Origin of the sequence: Denitratisoma oestradiolicum (assembly GCF_902813185.1) — a bacterium.
Taxonomy (GTDB): Bacteria; Pseudomonadota; Gammaproteobacteria; order Burkholderiales; family Rhodocyclaceae; genus Denitratisoma; species Denitratisoma oestradiolicum.
Genome location: NZ_LR778301.1, coordinates 3300570 through 3316931, shown reverse-complemented (window position 1 = coordinate 3316931; position 16362 = coordinate 3300570). Strand labels below are relative to the sequence as shown.

At 64.5% G+C, this 16362-nt stretch carries 13 protein-coding genes; 7 read left to right on the top strand and 6 right to left on the bottom strand.

All coding sequences use genetic code 11. The features are described 5' to 3' along the window. Positions 1-6: 6 nt before the first annotated feature. Positions 7-3849, bottom strand: coding sequence for a DUF3683 domain-containing protein (locus DENOEST_RS15170; RefSeq protein ID WP_145771859.1), 3843 nt, complete (start codon positions 3847-3849; stop codon positions 7-9). Positions 3850-4061: 212 nt separating this feature from the next. On the opposite strand from DENOEST_RS15170, the gene DENOEST_RS15165 reads away from it, so the two are divergent. From DENOEST_RS15165 to DENOEST_RS15135, 7 genes are all read left to right on the top strand, one after another. Further along, positions 4062-4331 (top strand): HPr family phosphocarrier protein, encoded by a 270-nt coding sequence (locus tag DENOEST_RS15165; protein ID WP_145771860.1) that lies wholly within the window; start codon positions 4062-4064, stop codon positions 4329-4331. Between the two features lie 5 nt (positions 4332-4336). Then, positions 4337-6073, top strand: coding sequence for a phosphoenolpyruvate--protein phosphotransferase (ptsP, locus tag DENOEST_RS15160; protein WP_145771861.1), 1737 nt, complete (start codon positions 4337-4339; stop codon positions 6071-6073). A gap of 176 nt (positions 6074-6249) precedes the next feature. Then, the gene (metX, locus tag DENOEST_RS15155) at positions 6250-7380 is read left to right on the top strand and encodes a homoserine O-succinyltransferase MetX (RefSeq protein ID WP_145771862.1); all 1131 of its coding nucleotides are present in this window, start codon (positions 6250-6252) and stop codon (positions 7378-7380) included. Next, the gene (metW, locus tag DENOEST_RS15150; protein ID WP_145771863.1) at positions 7377-7976 is read left to right on the top strand and encodes a methionine biosynthesis protein MetW; all 600 of its coding nucleotides are present in this window, start codon (positions 7377-7379) and stop codon (positions 7974-7976) included. Before metX ends, metW begins: the two co-directional genes overlap by 4 nt. Continuing rightward, complete coding sequence (locus DENOEST_RS15145) at positions 7973-9223, top strand: AmpG family muropeptide MFS transporter (RefSeq protein ID WP_145771864.1); 1251 nt, start codon at positions 7973-7975, stop codon at positions 9221-9223. The genes metW and DENOEST_RS15145 overlap by 4 nt, the downstream gene beginning before the upstream one ends. Positions 9224-9322: 99 nt before the next feature. Beyond that, complete coding sequence (locus tag DENOEST_RS15140; RefSeq protein WP_145771865.1) at positions 9323-9511, top strand: hypothetical protein; 189 nt, start codon at positions 9323-9325, stop codon at positions 9509-9511. A 262-nt stretch (positions 9512-9773) separates the two neighbouring features. Next, entirely contained in the window at positions 9774-10349 is a 576-nt protein-coding gene (locus DENOEST_RS15135) for a putative metalloprotease CJM1_0395 family protein (protein WP_170228280.1), read from the top strand. Here the strand turns inward: DENOEST_RS15135 and DENOEST_RS15130 are convergent. From DENOEST_RS15130 to DENOEST_RS15110, 5 genes are all read right to left on the bottom strand, one after another. Further along, positions 10346-10708 (bottom strand): C40 family peptidase, encoded by a 363-nt coding sequence (locus DENOEST_RS15130; RefSeq protein ID WP_232096517.1) that lies wholly within the window; start codon positions 10706-10708, stop codon positions 10346-10348. The genes DENOEST_RS15135 and DENOEST_RS15130 overlap by 4 nt on opposite strands. Positions 10709-10898: 190 nt before the next feature. Then, positions 10899-12353, bottom strand: a complete 1455-nt coding sequence (locus DENOEST_RS15125) for a cobyric acid synthase (RefSeq protein ID WP_145771868.1) — start codon at positions 12351-12353, stop codon at positions 10899-10901. A gap of 194 nt (positions 12354-12547) precedes the next feature. After that, on the bottom strand, positions 12548-13321 hold the full coding sequence (locus DENOEST_RS15120) for an ABC transporter ATP-binding protein (protein ID WP_183148268.1): 774 nt from the start codon (positions 13319-13321) through the stop codon (positions 12548-12550). Continuing rightward, positions 13318-14307, bottom strand: a complete 990-nt coding sequence (locus tag DENOEST_RS15115) for a FecCD family ABC transporter permease (RefSeq protein WP_145772216.1) — start codon at positions 14305-14307, stop codon at positions 13318-13320. Before DENOEST_RS15115 ends, DENOEST_RS15120 begins: the two co-directional genes overlap by 4 nt. Positions 14308-14315: 8 nt before the next feature. Next, on the bottom strand, positions 14316-16316 hold the full coding sequence (locus DENOEST_RS15110) for a TonB-dependent receptor (protein WP_145772215.1): 2001 nt from the start codon (positions 16314-16316) through the stop codon (positions 14316-14318). Positions 16317-16362 lie beyond the last annotated feature (46 nt).

Genomic DNA, 16362 nt, shown 5'->3' with positions numbered 1-16362 from the left:
GATGCTTCACAGCAACACCCGCTCGATACCGCCGCTGTTGGCGGCGCTGACGTAGCGCTGCATCCAGTCGGGGCCGAGCAGGTGTTTGGCCATTTCCACGACGATGTATTCAGCGCCCACGCCGCCAGCATCGTCCTGGTAGCGGGACAGGCCCTGGAGGCAGGAGGGGCAGGAGGTGAGGATTTTTACATCGCCTGTGAATCCATCTTCTCGCAGGCGATCGGCACCCTGTTCGATTTCCTGTTGCTTGCGGAAGCGCACCTGGGTGGATACGTCCGGTCGGGTCACCGCCAGGGTGCCCGACTCGCCGCAGCAGCGATCCGACAGTTCCACGCCTCCGCCCATCAGGGTGTTGGCCACCTTTAGCGGAGCGTGGGTCTTCATCGGGGTATGGCAGGGATCGTGGTACATGTAGCGGGTGCCGCCGATGCCTTCGAGCTTGAGGCCCTTTTCCATCAGATATTCGTGGATGTCCAGCAGCCGGCAGCCGGGGAATATCTTTTCGAATTCGTACTTCTGCAACTGGTCCATGCAGGTGCCGCAGGAGACGATCACCGTCTTGATGTCCAGGTAGTTCAGGGTGTTGGCCACCCGGTGGAACAGCACCCGGTTGTCGGTGGTGATCTTCAGTCCCTTGTCTTCCTCGCCGCCGGCAGTCTGGGGATAGCCGCAGCACAGGTAGCCGGGGGGGAGCACCATGGTGGCGCCTACTTCGTAGAGCATGGCCTGGGTGGCCAGGCCTACCTGGGAGAAGAGACGCTCGGAACCACAGCCGGGGAAATAGAACACGGCGTCCGATTCATCGGTGGTTTTCTTGGGGTTGCGGATCACCGGGATCAGGGTGTCGTCCTCGATGTCCAGCAGGCCCCGGGAAGTGCGGGATGGCACCTGGCGCGGCAGGGGCTTGTTGATGAAATGGATGATCTGGGTCTTGAGATTCGGTCGGCCCAGGGAAGCGGGCGGATGCCGCACCGAATCCTGGATCAGGCCCAGGGATTTGCCCAGGCGGTAACCCAGGCGCTGGACCTTGTAGCCGATGCCGGTGATGCCGGCCCGCATCAGCTTGATGGTGGCCGGATCGGTGGCGGTGAGGAAGGCCATGGTGGCCGCCGTGCCGGGGACGAACTTCTTCTTGCCCTGGCGCCGCAGGAAATTGCGCATGGCCACGGAAACGTCGCCGAAATCGATGTCCACCGGGCAGGGATTGACGCACTTGTGGCAGACCGTGCAATGGTCCGCCACGTCGCCGAACTCGTCGAAATGAGCGAGGCTGACACCGCGCCGGGTCTGTTCCTCGTAGAGGAAGGCCTCCACCAGCAGGCCGGTGCCGAGGATCTTGTTGCGGGGGCTGTAGAGCAGGTTGGCCCGGGGCACGTGGGTGGAGCAGACCGGCTTGCACTTGCCGCAGCGCAGGCAGTCCTTGACCATGCCGGAGATGCGGCCGATATCGGACTGCTCCATGATCAGAGACTCCACCCCGAGCAGGGCGAAGGAGGGGGTGTAGGCGTTGGCGAGGTCGGCGCCGGGCATCAGCTTGCCCTTGTTGAAACGGCCTTCCGGGTCCACCTTCTGCTTGTATTCGCGGAAGGGGCGGATTTCCTCCTCGGAGAGAAACTCCAGCTTGGTGATGCCGATGCCGTGTTCGCCGGAGATCACGCCGCCCAGGCTCTTGGCCAGGGCCATGATGCGGGCCACCGCCGCATTGGCGGTTTGCAGCATGGCGTAATGGTCCGAGTTCACCGGGATGTTGGTATGTACGTTGCCGTCGCCGGCGTGCATGTGCAGGGCGACGAAGACCCGGCCCCGCAGCACTTCCTTTTGCAGGGCCTCCATACGTTCCTGGATCGGCCGGTAGATGCCACCATCGAACAGTGTCTCCAGGGGCTGCTTCAGCTCACGTTTCCAGGAGACCCGTACCGAATAGTCCTGGAGCCGGTGGAACAGCGTCGGCTGGCTGGCGGTGTTGCTGAGCGGTCCCGCCTCGATGCCGAACTCGGTGAAACGGACTTCCGCTTGTGCCAGGTTCAGGTCCAGGTTGTCCAGCAGCCACTGCCAGCGGCGACGCACGGCGGCCACATGTTCCAGGGCACGCTCGCGGCGGTCTCCCAGCAACACGTCCTTGTCCAGGGCCGCGTCACCGACGTGGATCGGCAGGTCTCCTTTGCAGAGGGCGGTGAGTGCGTCGCACAGTTCCAGCTTGTTTTGGATCGACAGCTCGACGTTGATGCGTTCGATGCCGTCGCAGTAATCGCCCATCCGGGGCAGGGGAATCACCACGTCCTCGTTAACCTTGAAGGCGTTGGTGTGCTTGGAAATGGCAGCGGTGCGGGCCCGGTCCAGCCAGAATTTCTTGCGGGTCTCGGCGGAAACGGCGATGAAGCCCTCGCCTCCCCGTGCATTGGCGATCTTCACCACCTCGGAGGCGGCAGCCATCACGGCGGTCTCATCCTCGCCGACGATGTCGCCGATCAGCACCATCTTGGGCCGGCCATGGCGCTTGGCCTTGGTGGCGTAACCCACCGCCCTGACGTAGCGCTCGTCCAGGTGCTCCAGGCCGGCCAGAATGGCACCGCCGGGGTGGGACTTCAGATATTCGGTGATCTCGACGATGGAAGGCACCGCCTCCCGCACCTGGCCGAAATATTCCAGGCAGACGGTGCGGGTGATCGGCGGCATCTTGTGCAGGATCCACACCGCCGAGGTGATGATGCCGTCCGTGCCTTCCTTCTGTACCCCGGGCAGGCCGCCCAGGAACTTGTCGGTGACGTCCTTGCCCAGGCCCAGCTTGCGGAAGCGGGCGCCGGGAATGGACAGGAATTCCTCACCCAGCAGTTTTTCGCCACTCTCGTCGTAGCGCTTGAGGCGGAAGGTGGCGGTGTCCTGATCGTGGATCTTGCCCAGGTTGTGGTTGATGCGCTCCACCTCCAGCCAGCGGCCATCGGGGGTGACCATGCGCCAGGAGGCCAGGTTGTCCAGGGCCGTGCCCCACAGCACAGCCTTCTTGCCGCCGGCGTTCATGGCGATGTTGCCACCGATGCAGGAGGCATCCGCCGAGGTGGGGTCGCAGGCGAAAACCAGACCGGCATTTTCCGCAGCCTCCATCACGCGCCGGGTGACCAGGCCGGCGCCGGTGTGCACTGTGGCGTAGGGCCGGTCCACTCCGGGCAGCAGCTTTTGCTCCACGGCGTCCAGTTCGATCAGTTTTTCCGTGTTGATCACCACTGAGCGGGGTGTCAGGGGTACGGCACCGCCAGTGTAGCCAGTGCCGCCGCCCCGGGGAATGATGGTCAGCCCCAGTTCGATGGCGCCCCTCACCAGGGGGGCCACTTCCTCCTCGGTGTCCGGCGTCAGCACCACGAAGGGGTATTCCACCCGCCAGTCGGTGGCATCGGTGACGTGGGACACACGGGACAGGCCGTCGAAGCGGATGTTGTCGCGGCGGGTGTGGCGGGCCAGGGTGCGCATTACCCGCTTGCGCAGGCGGGTGCTTTCCATAAACCAGTTCTCGAAACGCTCCACTGCGGTCTGGGCAGCCTGGATCAGAGGTGCCACCGACTCGTTGCCGGCCCGGCGCTTGTCGATTTCTCCCAGACGGTGACGCAGGGCGGCCACCAGAGCCTCCCTGCGGTGCCGGTTGGCCAGCAGGTCGTCTTCCAGGTAGGGATTGCGCTGGACCACCCATATATCCCCCAGCACCTCGTACAGCATCCGCGCCGAGCGGCCGGTGACTCGTTGGCTGCGCAACTGGTCGAGTACTCGCCAGGCCTCCTCGCCGAGCAGGCGGATGACGATCTCCCGGTCGGAGAAGGAAGTGTAGTTGTAGGGGATTTCTCTGAGGCGGGCAGTCATGGCGGCGGTGCGGGGAGCAAAGAACGGATTGTAGGTTATCGCGCTGCAACATGCAGCGTTCCGAAAATCCCTTATTTGTTCATGGTTTGCGGTTTTGGCAGGTTTTGAAGCTTCGTCGCCAGGGGGTAGGACATTTTCATCATCTGCCCCTAAAATCATGGCTCCAGTGTGCGCGGTGCAGACCGCCGCCGACAGCAAAGACAGGGGGGATCGTGCCGAAAGCAGAAGCCGAAATCGTCAACAAGCTCGGACTGCACGCCCGTGCCTCGGCCAAGCTGACCCAGTTGGCCGGCAGCTTCCCCTGCGAGGTCTGGATGGAGCGCAATGGCCGTCGCATCAATGCCAAGAGCATCATGGGGGTCATGATGCTGGCCGCCGGCAAGGGCGCCACCGTGATGGTGGATTGCGAGGGCGAGCGGGCCGACGAGGCCATGGCGGCGATTCTGGCCCTGATTGCGGATCGCTTCGGCGAATTCGAGTAGGCGGCATGGCCTTCAGCATTTTCGGTATGGCGGTCTCTCCGGGCATCGCCATCGGTCGTGCTCAACTGGTTTCCCATGCCACCCTGGAGGTGGCCCAATACCAATTGCGGGAACGGGATATCCCGGCGGAAGTGGAGCGCCTGGATGCGGCTTTCGCGGCGGTGACGGCGGAGCTGGACGGCTTGCGGGCGGAGGCCACTCTGCCTGGTACCCCGGCCGAGATCGAGGCTTTTGTCGATCTTCACGCCATGATCCTGGCTGATCCCCTGCTGGCTGAGGAGCCCAAGACCCTGATCCGGGAGCGGCGCTGTAACGCCGAGTGGGCACTGGTGCAGCAGATGAGTCTGCTGGTGGCCCAGTTTGACGAGATTGATGACGCCTACCTGCGGGAACGCAAGCACGACATCGTGCAGGTGGTGGAGCGGGTGGTGAAGGTGCTGACGGGCAAGCCCCGCAAGCTCGTTCGTCGTAGCCGGGATGAGGACCTGATCATCGTCGCCCACGATCTCTCTCCTGCCGATACCATTCAATTCAAGAGCCTGCGCATTGGTGGTTTCATCACCGATATGGGTGGCGCCACCTCCCATACCGCCATCGTCGCCCGCAGTCTGGCCATTCCCGCCGTGGTGGGTATGCACCACGCCAGGCCCCTGGTTCAAGATGACGATCTGCTGATCGTCGACGGTAGCCGGGGAATCCTGATCGTGGATCCGGACGAGCGGGTGCTTGCCGAGTACCGCATTCGAAAGAGTGCCCTGGAACTGGAACGTAGCAAGCTCAAGCGACTCACTACGGCCCGGTCCTGCACCCTGGATGAGAAGGAAGTTTCCCTTCAGGCCAATATCGAGCTGCCTCAGGATGTGGATCAGGTGAAGGCCGTGGGTGCCGACGGTGTCGGCCTGTTCCGTACCGAGTTCCTGTTCATGAACCGGGACGAACTGCCCGACGAGGACGAGCAGTTCGAGGCCTATCGCAGCGTGGCACGGGCGCTGGGCAACAAACCGGTGACCATCCGCACCCTGGACATCGGTGCCGATAAGACTGCCCGCGCCCTGCGCGGGAGTGACCGCCCAGCCCCTAATCCGGCCCTGGGCCTGCGGGCCATCCGTTACTGCCTGGCCGAGCCCCAGATCTTCCTGGCCCAGTTACGGGCCATTCTGCGGGCCTCCCATTACGGGCGCATTCGCCTGCTGATTCCCATGCTGACCCATGCCAGCGAGGTCGACCAGACTCTGGCGCTGCTGGAACAGGCCAAGGTCCAGTTGCGCCAGTCCCGGACCAAATTCGATGAAGGCATGGAGGTCGGCGGGATGATCGAGGTTCCTGCCGCCGCCCTGGCAGTGGGGCATTTCCTCCAGCGGCTGGACTTTCTTTCCATCGGCACCAACGACCTGATCCAGTACACCCTGGCCATCGACCGGACCGACGAAACCGTGGCCCATCTCTACGATCCGCTCCATCCCGCAGTGCTGCGTCTGATTGCCCAGACCATCCAGGCCGGGCAACGGGCCGGGCGGCCGGTAGCCGTGTGCGGGGAGATGGCGGGCGACCCGACGTTCACCCGCTTGCTGCTGGGCATGGGCCTACGGTCCTTTTCCATGCATCCGGCTCTGCTGCTGGAAGTGAAGCAACAGGTGGTAATGGCCGATATCCAGGCCCTGACTGGCAAGGTCAGCCGACTGCTGCGCAGCGACGACCCGGAACGTATTCGGGAACTGCTGGGCCGCCTGGGCGAGGTCTGAGCGGGCGGGCTGCTCCCGCGCCGCGATTGACAAGCGATCCGCTCATCGGTAGCCTTCAACCCCATTGGCGCCGATTTGAACTCAGCTTGCGGGCGCTTGATAAATACGGCTAAAGCGAGGGCTGAGAAACCCGGTCCACGCTTTATCGCCGACCGGGTTTTCGCATTTCTGGCCCCATGAAAAAACAAGGCAACAGCATCGGTGTGGTGGCGCCCCAACGCGCCCATTTTGACGAACCGCTGACCCTGCGCAGCGGGTCCGTGCTGCCTGCCTACGACCTGGTCTATGAGACCTACGGCGCCCTGAATGCTGCCAAAAGCAATGCCATCCTGGTCTGCCATGCCCTGTCCGGCCACCATCATGTGGCGGGTCATTACGCCGACGATCCGGCAAATTTGGGATGGTGGGACAACATCATCGGCCCTGGCCGCCCCTTGGACACGGATAAATTCTTCATCGTCGGTGTGAATAACCTGGGAGGCTGTCACGGCTCCACAGGGCCTTCCACCATCAATCCGACCACGGGCAAGCCCTGGGGAGCCGATTTTCCCCTGGTGGCGGTGGTGGATTGGGTCCGTGCCCAGTCCCGGCTGGCGGATTCGCTGGGCATTGACAGTTGGGCGGCGGTGATCGGCGGCAGTCTGGGGGGTATGCAGGCCCTGCGCTGGACCATCACCTTCCCCGAACGGATACGCCACGCCCTGGTCATTGCCGCGGCGCCCAAGCTGACCGCCCAGAACATTGCCTTCAACGATGTGGCGCGACAGGCCATCCTGACCGATCCGGAATTCCACGGCGGCCATTATTACGAGCATGGTGTCTTTCCCAGACGGGGCCTGCGGCTTGCCCGGATGCTGGGCCACATCACCTACCTGTCCGACGACCAGATGGACCAGAAGTTCGGTCGGGAACTGCGCCACGGGGCCTTTGCCTTCGACTATGGCGTGGAGTTCGAGGTGGAGTCCTACCTGCGTCACCAGGGGGACAAGTTCGCCGGTTACTTCGACGCCAATACCTATCTGCTGATGACCAAGGCCCTGGATTACTTCGATCCGGCAAGAGAGGGGGATGGCGACCTGGCCCAGGCCCTGGCAGTGGCCCGGGCCAAGTTTCTGGTGATCGCCTTCAGTACCGACTGGCGCTTTTCCCCGGCCCGTTCCCGAGAGATCGTCAGTGCCCTGCTGAAGAACGGACAGGATGTGAGCTACGCTGAACCCCGTTGCAATTTCGGTCACGACTCCTTCCTGATGGACGACCCTCATTACCACGCGGTGGTGCGGGCCTACCTGGACAGGGTGAAGATATGAGCGAAGCCCAGGATCGCCCCGATTTCGACGTCATCGCCGGTTGGGTCCAGCCCGGTGAACGGGTGCTGGATCTGGGCTGCGGCGACGGCTCCCTGCTCAAGCGATTGATCGAGACCCGGGGCGTGCGGGGCTGCGGCGTCGAGATCGACGACGAGGGTGTGCTGGCCTCGGTGCGGGCAGGCATCAATGTGATCCAGAGCAATCTGGAGGACGGCCTGGCGGGCTTCGTCGACGGCGCCTTCGATCATGTGGTGCTGTCCCGTACCCTCCAGACCGTGCGTCATACCCAGGGCATCCTGACCGAAATGCTGCGGGTGGGCCGGGAGGCGGTGGTGTCCTTCCCCAATTTTGCCTACTGGAAGAACCGGCTGGCCGTGCTTGAGGGTCATATGCCGGTGTCCGAGGATCTGCCCTATCAGTGGTATGACTCGCCCAACGTGCGCTTTTTCACCCTGACGGATTTCGAATCCCTGTGCAGGAAAATGGGTATCGCCATCCGGGACCGGCAGGTCCTGGACGAAGCGGGCCGAACGGTGACCGATGAGCATAACTTCCTCGGCAGCCTGGCGGTCTATCGCATCTCCCGCCGCAAATGAGCCGCCCTGACTGGATCGCTGCGCTGCTCACCCGGCGCATGCTGATCTGCGTGTTTACCGGCTTTTCCTCGGGCCTGCCACTGTATCTGCTGCTCAACCTGCTGCCGGCCTGGCTGCGCAGCGAAGGGATCAGTCTCAAGGCCATCGGCCTGTTTGCCCTGATCCAGTTTCCCTACACCTGGAAGTTTCTCTGGTCGCCCCTGCTGGATCGCTATGCCCTGCCTTTCCTGGGGCGGCGGCGGGGCTGGATGTTCCTTACCCAATTGCTGCTGCTGGCCTGCATCTGCCTCCTGGGGCTGTTCGATCCCCAGCGGGAGTTGTCCGCTATCGCCCTGCTGGCAGTGCTGCTGGCCTTCGTTTCCGCCACCCAGGACATCGTGCTTGACGCCTATCGACGCGAGCTGTTGGAGGACAAGGAGCTGGGCCTGGGCAACTCCATCCACGTCAATGCCTATCGCATTGCCGGGCTGGTGCCGGGGTCCCTGTCCCTGATCCTGGCGGATCACCTGCCTTGGGGGGCGGTGTTCGCCGTCACGGGCCTTTTCATGCTGCCCGGTATGGCGCTTTCCCTGCGGATATCCGAGCCGGTGCTCCGCAACGGACGCCCCCGCACCCTGCGGGAGGCAGTCGTGGAGCCTTTCCATGAGTTCATCGGCCGGGCCGGCCTGCGGGATGCCCTGCTGGTGCTGGCCTTCATCTTCCTTTACAAGCTGGGCGACTCCATGTGTACCGCCCTGGCCACCCCTTTCTATCTGGATATGGGTTTCGCCAAGTCCGACATCGGACTGGTGGCCAAGCACGCCGGGCTCTGGCCGGCCATTATCGGCGGCCTGGCTGGCGGTCTGTGGATGGTGCGACTGGGCATCAATCGCGCCCTCTGGTTGTTCGGTGTGGTGCAACTGGTGTCCATCTTTGGTTTCGCATGGCTGGCCTGGCTTGGGCCCAATACCACCATCGGTTCCCCGCAACTTGCCCAATTGGCGCTGGTGATCGGTTTCGAGGCCCTGGGCGTGGGTCTGGGTACGGTGGCTTTTGTGGCCTTTATCGCCCGGGCCACCAATCCCCTCTATACCGCCACCCAATACGCCTTGTTCTCCAGCCTGGCCGCTGTGCCGCGCACCTTCGCCAACGCAGCCACGGGCTGGCTGGTGGAGGGTATGGGCTGGTATGGCTTCTTCCTGCTCTGCGCCCTGCTGGCTGTGCCGGGCATGGCCCTGCTGCCCAGGATTGCGCCCTGGCGCCAGTGAGAAAATTCACGCGAATTTGTTTTATCCATCAACTTTTTCCGCCGCTCGCCGTTACCCAACCTAGAGTGATATTGGCTCCGTCATTTTGGGGAGGATGAAATGGACAAGGCGAGAATCATTGAGGACGAATTCGGATCCTTCGCGGACGAGGTGCTGAATGCCGGCTGGCTTCCGCCGTGCCCCGAGCTGGGGTCGACGCTGGGTGGCCCGGCCACCAGGAGCGGAATGGCCTCCGTGGAGATTGATGTCGGTGCCTTCCTGAAGACGGTCTACGCCAGTCAGGAATAGGAACGATCAAGCGGGTAGGTTCCGATGGAGCCTAGCTGAGCATTGATTTACCCCGGGCGCAATGCCGGGGGGCTTCTCTCCGGGCATCTGTTGCCCTACCCCATGATGACATTTGAGCTATAAACTGATCAGACTCTCTATGGAGTGATCGTTCATGGCCGGTGATGGGGTTTCGTCCTTGAGTTCGTCATTGAATTCGGTGGGAATTTCCCAGGCGAAAGGGATTGATTTGCTCATTACCCGTGATCAGATAGAGGGTACCGTGCCTAAGAGCAAGGGGGCGGTCAGGCTGGATCTCAAGCCCAGGGAGCTGACGCCGGAACAGCAACGCCAGGTCCAGGAACTGCGGCAGATCGACCAGCGGGTCCGTGCCCATGAACAGGCCCACATCTCGGCCGGACATGGCGTGATCACCAGCGGAGCGAGCTTCGCCTATACCTATGGCCCGGATGGCAGGCAATATGCCGTTTCTGGCGAGGTGGGCATAGACACTTCGGCCGAGGACAAGCCCGAGGCCAATATCGACAAGGGGCAGCGGATACAAGCGGCCGCCCTGGCACCGCGGGATCCCTCGCCCCAGGACCGCAGCGTTGCTGCCATTGGCGCCCGACTGGAGGATCGCGGTTATGCGGATCTGGCGCTCCAGCGACAGCAAGAACAGACTCAGTCCGCCAGTCCGGAAGGGGTTGTTGCCGAAGGCTCCCCGACCCAGGCCGAGGCCGTAACGACTTCTTCGCCGGCGCCGGCGCTACAGAACGATCTGCGTTCATCCCGTCTGGCCCTTGCCTACGGTGCCGACGAGCCGTCCGACACTGGCACCGTCAACCTGTTCGCTTAGTCGAAATAACTTCGCGCCGTCTCGAAGCGGGAGGCGAACCAGCCTTGGTTCAGACGATCGGCGCGGACCTTGCCGTTGGTGCTGGGGGCATGGACAAAGCGGTTATCACCGATATAGATGCCCACGTGGGACAGGGATTGGTTGCGAGTGTTGAAAAACACCAGGTCTCCGGGGCGCAGCCTTGAGGCCTCCACCGGGCGCCCCTTGCGGGCGATCTCGGCGGCCGAACCGGTTAGTTTGAGACCGGCAGCCTGATCGAAGACATAGCTCACCATGCCGCTGCAATCCAGGCCGGATTCCGGATTCTTGCCGCCGAAGCGGTAGCCCGTTTCCACCAGACCCAGAGCAAATATCGCCACGTCCAGACCGCGCGGGTTTGGCGGGGGCACCTCGGTCCGGAAAGGGGCATCGGGTGGGCGGCCCGGTAACGGGCCGCAGGCCGAGAGGGCTAAGCAGACAAGCAGGGCAGGAAGGGCATGGTGAAACATGGGCACAATGCTAGTGCCGTACATCGCTCTCGCTGGACGGGATTATCGGGAGAAAGCCCGGCTAGTCCCAACCATCCAGACGACCCCAGTCCAGGGCTTCATCCACCGCGTCGGCCAGCCGGTCCAGATCCGCCTCCCGGCGGGCGGCGAGGTCCACGGTTGCGGCGTCCTTCATGCCGGCCCAGGCAAGGAGGGCGATCAGGGCCTCCGGGTGGTCCAGCAGACCGTGGCAATAGGTCCCCAGGATCGCACCATCGGCCGACATGGCGCCGTCGGGACGGTCATCCGCCAAAGTCACCAGGGGCCGCGCCAGGGCCGGACCCCGGGTTACGCCCATATGGATTTCGTAGCCGGTCATGGCGGCTCGCGGTTCCAGGTTCAGTCGCCCCTGGACATTGCTCAGGCGCTTTTCGGGTTCCAGGGTGGTTTCGCAGTCCAGCAGCCCCAGTCCTTGGGTGCTGCCCGGGGCACCCTCCAGTCCCAGGGGATCGTGAAGTTGGCGCCCCAGCATCTGGAAACCGCCGCAGATACCGATCAGCTTGCCGCCATAGCGCAGGTGGCGCAGCAGGTAATCCTCCCAGCCTTGGTGGCGCAGCCAGTCCAGATCGGCCCGTACGCTCTTGGAGCCGGGCAGGATGACCAGATCGGCGGGGGGCGGTGTCCGGCCGGGGCCGATCCACTGGAAATCGACTTCCGGATGCAGGCGCAAGGGGTCCAGATCATTGTGATTGGAAATCCTCGGCAGCACCGGGGCGATGACTCGCAGGCGCGGCGGCGCCTTGTCCATCTCCCCCTGGGCGATGGCGTCCTCGGCGTCCAGCATCAGGCCCTGAAGATAGGGCAGCACCCCCAGCACCGGCTTGCCGGTGCGCTGTTCCAGCCAGTCCAGACCCGGTTGCAGCAGGGCGATGTCGCCCCGGAAACGGTTGATCACGAAACCCTTGATCCGCGCCTGCTCCGAGGGGGAGAGCAGGTCCAGGGTTCCCACCAGATGGGCGAAGACGCCGCCCCGGTCGATGTCCGCCACCAGGATCACCGGCACGTCGGCGGCCTCGGCGAAACCCATGTTGGCGATGTCCCGGTCCCGCAGATTGATCTCCGCCGGACTGCCGGCTCCTTCTACCAGTACGCACTCGAACTCGCCGGTGAGGCGTTGCCAGGACGCCATCACCGCCGTCATCGCCACCCGCTTGTAGTCGTGATAGGCCTGGGCATCCAGATGGGTGACGGCATGCCCATGGATGATCACCTGGGCCTGGCGGTCCGTGGTGGGCTTGAGCAGCACCGGATTGAAATCGATCCGGGGTGGCAGGCCTGCCGCCTGGGCCTGGAGGGCCTGGGCGCGGCCGATTTCGCCGCCGTCGATGGTGACCGCCGAATTCAGCGCCATGTTCTGGGGCTTGAAGGGCGCCACGCGCACCCCCCGACGCTTGAGGATGCGGCACAGGGCCGCCACCAGGGTGGTCTTGCCGGCGTCGGAGGTGCAGCCTTGCACCATCAGGGCGGAGAGCTTCATGTTCGGCGGCCGTTAACGTGAAACAGCGAATTGAAACGGCAAGTCAAATATGCGAGCGTAGCGAGCTGGCATCGTCACCTCCCCCGGCGAGGGGGAGCTTGGCCTGTCCTGAGCCCGTCGAAGGGGGAGGGGGTGGGCCTTCCTGTCTTTCGCGTATTTCATGGATCGGGGCGGAAAATTGGCTTCCATGCGCGTTAAATCGGTACAAACCAGCGGTGCTGGCCGTCTTTCAGCTCCCGCAGGGGATGGCCGTAGAGCCGCGAAAGATTCTCGGCGGTGATCACCTCCGCGCTGGCGCCCTCTAGCCACTGGCCGTCGCCGAACAGCAGCAGGGTGCGACTGCAATAGCGCAGGGCCAGGCCCGGCTCATGGAGCACCATCACCACGGTGGCGCCCCAGTCCCGGTCCGGGGTGGAGAACAGGTCCAGCACGGCGATCTGGTGGTTCAGGTCGAGATGGGCCAGGGGTTCGTCCAGCAGGAAAAGCTGGGGCTGCTGAGTGAGCAGCATGGCAATGCCCAGGCGCTGGCGCTCGCCCCCCGAGAGGGTGTGGACTTCCCGTTGGGCGAATTCCGCCAGACCTACGGCCGCCAGGGCGGTGGTGGCGAGTCGCTGATCCGTTTCGCCTTCCCATTCCCAGCGGCCCAGGTGGGGGTGGCGGCCGACCAGTACCGATTCCAGCACGGTGGAGGCGAAGGGATCGTGCTGCTGTTGGGGCAGATAGCCCCGAATCCGGGCCAGGGCACGGGGGGGCGCCTGCGCCGGATCGAGGCCGCCGATCCGCAGCACTCCGGCCGAGGCCGGGCGCAGTCCCGCCAGGGTGGCCAGCAGGGTGGATTTACCGGCGCCATTGCGTCCCAGGATGGCCAGGGATTCCCCGCTGTTCAGTCGCAGGTCCAGGTCGTGGCAGAACAGATGCCCGGCGATCGACACATCCAGGCGGCTGGCGTCGAGTAAGAGGGTACTCATGGCTTGGCCGCGGGCTGCCGCGCCAACAGGAACAAAAAAATCGGCACGCCGATCAGGGCGGTCAGCACTCCCACCGGCAATTGCTGGGGCGCCACCACGGTACGGGCCAGGGTGTCGGCCAGGACCAGCAGGGCACCACCGGCCAGGGTGGCGGCGGGCAGCAGCAGGCGCTGGTCGTTGCCCAGGGCCAGACGCAGCAGATGGGGCACCACCAGACCGATGAAGCCGATGCTGCCGGCCGTGGTGACGGCGAAGGCGGTGAGCAACGACGCCAGCAGATAGATCAGGCCCCGCAGCCGGGGCACCGCCACCCCCAGGGAACTGGCCAGGGTGGCGCCCCGGGCCAGCAGGTTCAGTTCCCGGGCAAAGGGCATGGCACAGGCCAGACCCACCGCCAGGGCGGCCAGGGCCGGTCCTGGCCGGAGGATCTGGCCGGCGTCCCCCATCAGCCAGAACAGCATGCCGTGCAGTTTCTGCTCCGGCGTGATGGACAGGATCAGGGCCACCACCGCGCCGCAGCCGGCGGCGATGATCACCCCGGTGAGCAGCAGCCGGGTCTGGGTCCAGCTACTGTCGCCATGGGCCAGGCCGAAGACCAACAGCATCGCCCCCAGGGCGCCGCCGAAGGCCAGCAGATTCAGTCCCATCAGGGAGAACCCCAAAAGCATGGCCGAGAGCGCACCCACCGCCGCGCCTCCGGAAATGCCCAGTACGTAGGGATCGGCCAGGGGATTGCGCAACAGCACCTGCATCAGGGCGCCGGCCAGGGCCAGCAGGCCGCCGCAGGCGAAGGCCCCCAGCACCCGGGGCAGGCGCAGGGTGCGCACCACCTCGGCCCCCATGCCGCTGCCTTCGCCGCCCACCAGGGACAGCAGGTCGGCGGTGCTGACCGGCAGGGTTCCCGCCGCCAGGCCCACTACCAGGCTGGCCGCCACCAGAAGCAGCAGCAGCAACAGCACGGCGAGAGCGCGACGACGGGTGGGCATGAGCTGGATTATTTGAAGTCGTATCGGGCGCTGACGAACAGACTACGACCATCGGCGGGGAAGTAATAGTAGTCGTTGCGGAAGGTGGAGTAACCCCCATAGGGTGCATAGCGCCGGTCGAAGACATTGAGCAGCTTGGCGGTGATGGTCCAGGGCTTGAAGCGCCAACTGCCCTGCACATCCAGGGTGGTGTAGCCCGCCAGGTGGCCCAGGGTGTTGGCGTAATCGCCGCTGTAGCGACGGTCGCCCTGATGGGTGGCGACGGCGGAATAACTGGCGTCGTTGCCGGCCTGCCAGGTGAGCTGCGCCGCCAGCTTGTCCCGGGCCACCATCGGGATTTCCTTGTCGGCGTAAGCCCCCTCGCGGAAGCGGGCGTCGGTGATGCTGTAGGAAATGCGGGTCTTCAGGCGTTCGCTCAGGCGCCAGTCCAGTTCCGTCTCCAGGCCCTGGCGGCGGGAGGGGGCGAAATTGATATTGGCGTAGGCCGCGCCGTCATAGCCGATCTCGTCATGCAGGTCGAGACGGAACAGACTGGCTCGGGCCTTGATCGAGCCCAGTTCGATGTCGCCGCCCACCTCGTGTACCCGGCCATGCTGGGGCTTGATGTCGCCGGCGAAGACCGGGTTGCCGGTGAAGGGATCGTAGCCGAACAGCTCGTCGGTGTTGGCAAAGCGGAACACGGTACCGGTCTTGCCATAGACGCGCCAGACGCCGGCCTGGTAGTTGAGGGCCAGATCGTAGGCGTTGCGCTGGCGCACCGCGCCATCGCTCAGGCCGGGAACGGGGAAGGGACCGAAACCGTAATCGGCGTTGTAGGCCTGCTGCACCACGCGCTGATCCACTCGCTGGCGGCGGGCGCCGAGGGTCATGGACCACTGGCGGTCGAAGGCGGTGGTGTTCTGCACGTAGTAGGCCGTGCTGGTCTGCTTGGCTGTCTGGGGAATCACACCGAAGGCGCTGGCCGAGGTGGTGGCCACCTTGCCGTCGTAGTAGTCCAGACCCAGCACGGTCTCGCTGTTCCATCCATTCAGGCCATGGTTCCAGCGCAGGCGCGGGGTGAGGGAGACAGTGTCCCGTTCCCTGCGGTAGGTGCTTGCGAAGGAGACATTGTTGGCGTCGTATTTCTCGTGGTCCGCGGCCAGTTCCGCTTCCAGGGTGAGGTTGGCCGACAGATTCAGCTTCAGGCCAGGCCGCACCCGGTAGCCATCCCGCTGTTGAGTGTCGGCCGGGTTGCGGGCCTGGCGCGGGTCGCTGCGGTAGGCGGCGCTCAGCAGGCTGCCGGGCATGCCGGACTTGTCTTCGTACAGGGAGTAGTCCACAAAGGCTTCCCCGGCGGTCAGGGTGAGAGAACCCCGGCCACTGATGGCCTGTTGCCGAGCCTGGCTGTTCTTGCGCCAGCCGTCGGTTTCCGCGTAGTGGGCGAAGAGATTGAAATAGCCTTGCTCCCCGCCGCCGGCGACCTGGGCGTCCAGGCCCTGGTAGCTGTTGCTGCCCAGGGTGGCCGTGGCGCTGGCCCGGGGTTGACCGGACTTGTCGGTGATGATGTTGATCACGCCGCCAGTAGCTCGGTCGCCGTAGAGTACGGTACCGGCGCCCCGCAGGATTTCGATGCGCTGCACGCTCTCCAGGGGAATGGCCGACCAGCTCACCGCCTCCATGCCGATGGAGTTGAGACGCTGACCATCCAGCAGGGTCACCGCATTGCTGCCGCCGGTATCGCCGAAACCGCGAATATCCACGGTGCTGTCGATACCCATGTTGCCGTAGAAGGGACGCACGTCCACGCCGGCCTGGGCCTTGAGGATTTCCGGCATGCCCAGGGCCGGGGACTGGCGAATGTCTTCGGCACTGATCACGCTGACCGGCGCCGCCACGGGCAGGGCGCTGTCGGCGAAGCGGGTGGCGGTGACGACGATGGTGCCGTGGTCCGCGAGGGTGTCTGCGGCCTGGGCGTTGAAAGCGGCAAGAATGGCAGCGGCGATGGCGCTGCGCGCAAGATGGCGTTGCATGAAGACTCCCTGTTTCCCGGTCGGCGTCCCCGCAGACCGGTTACGA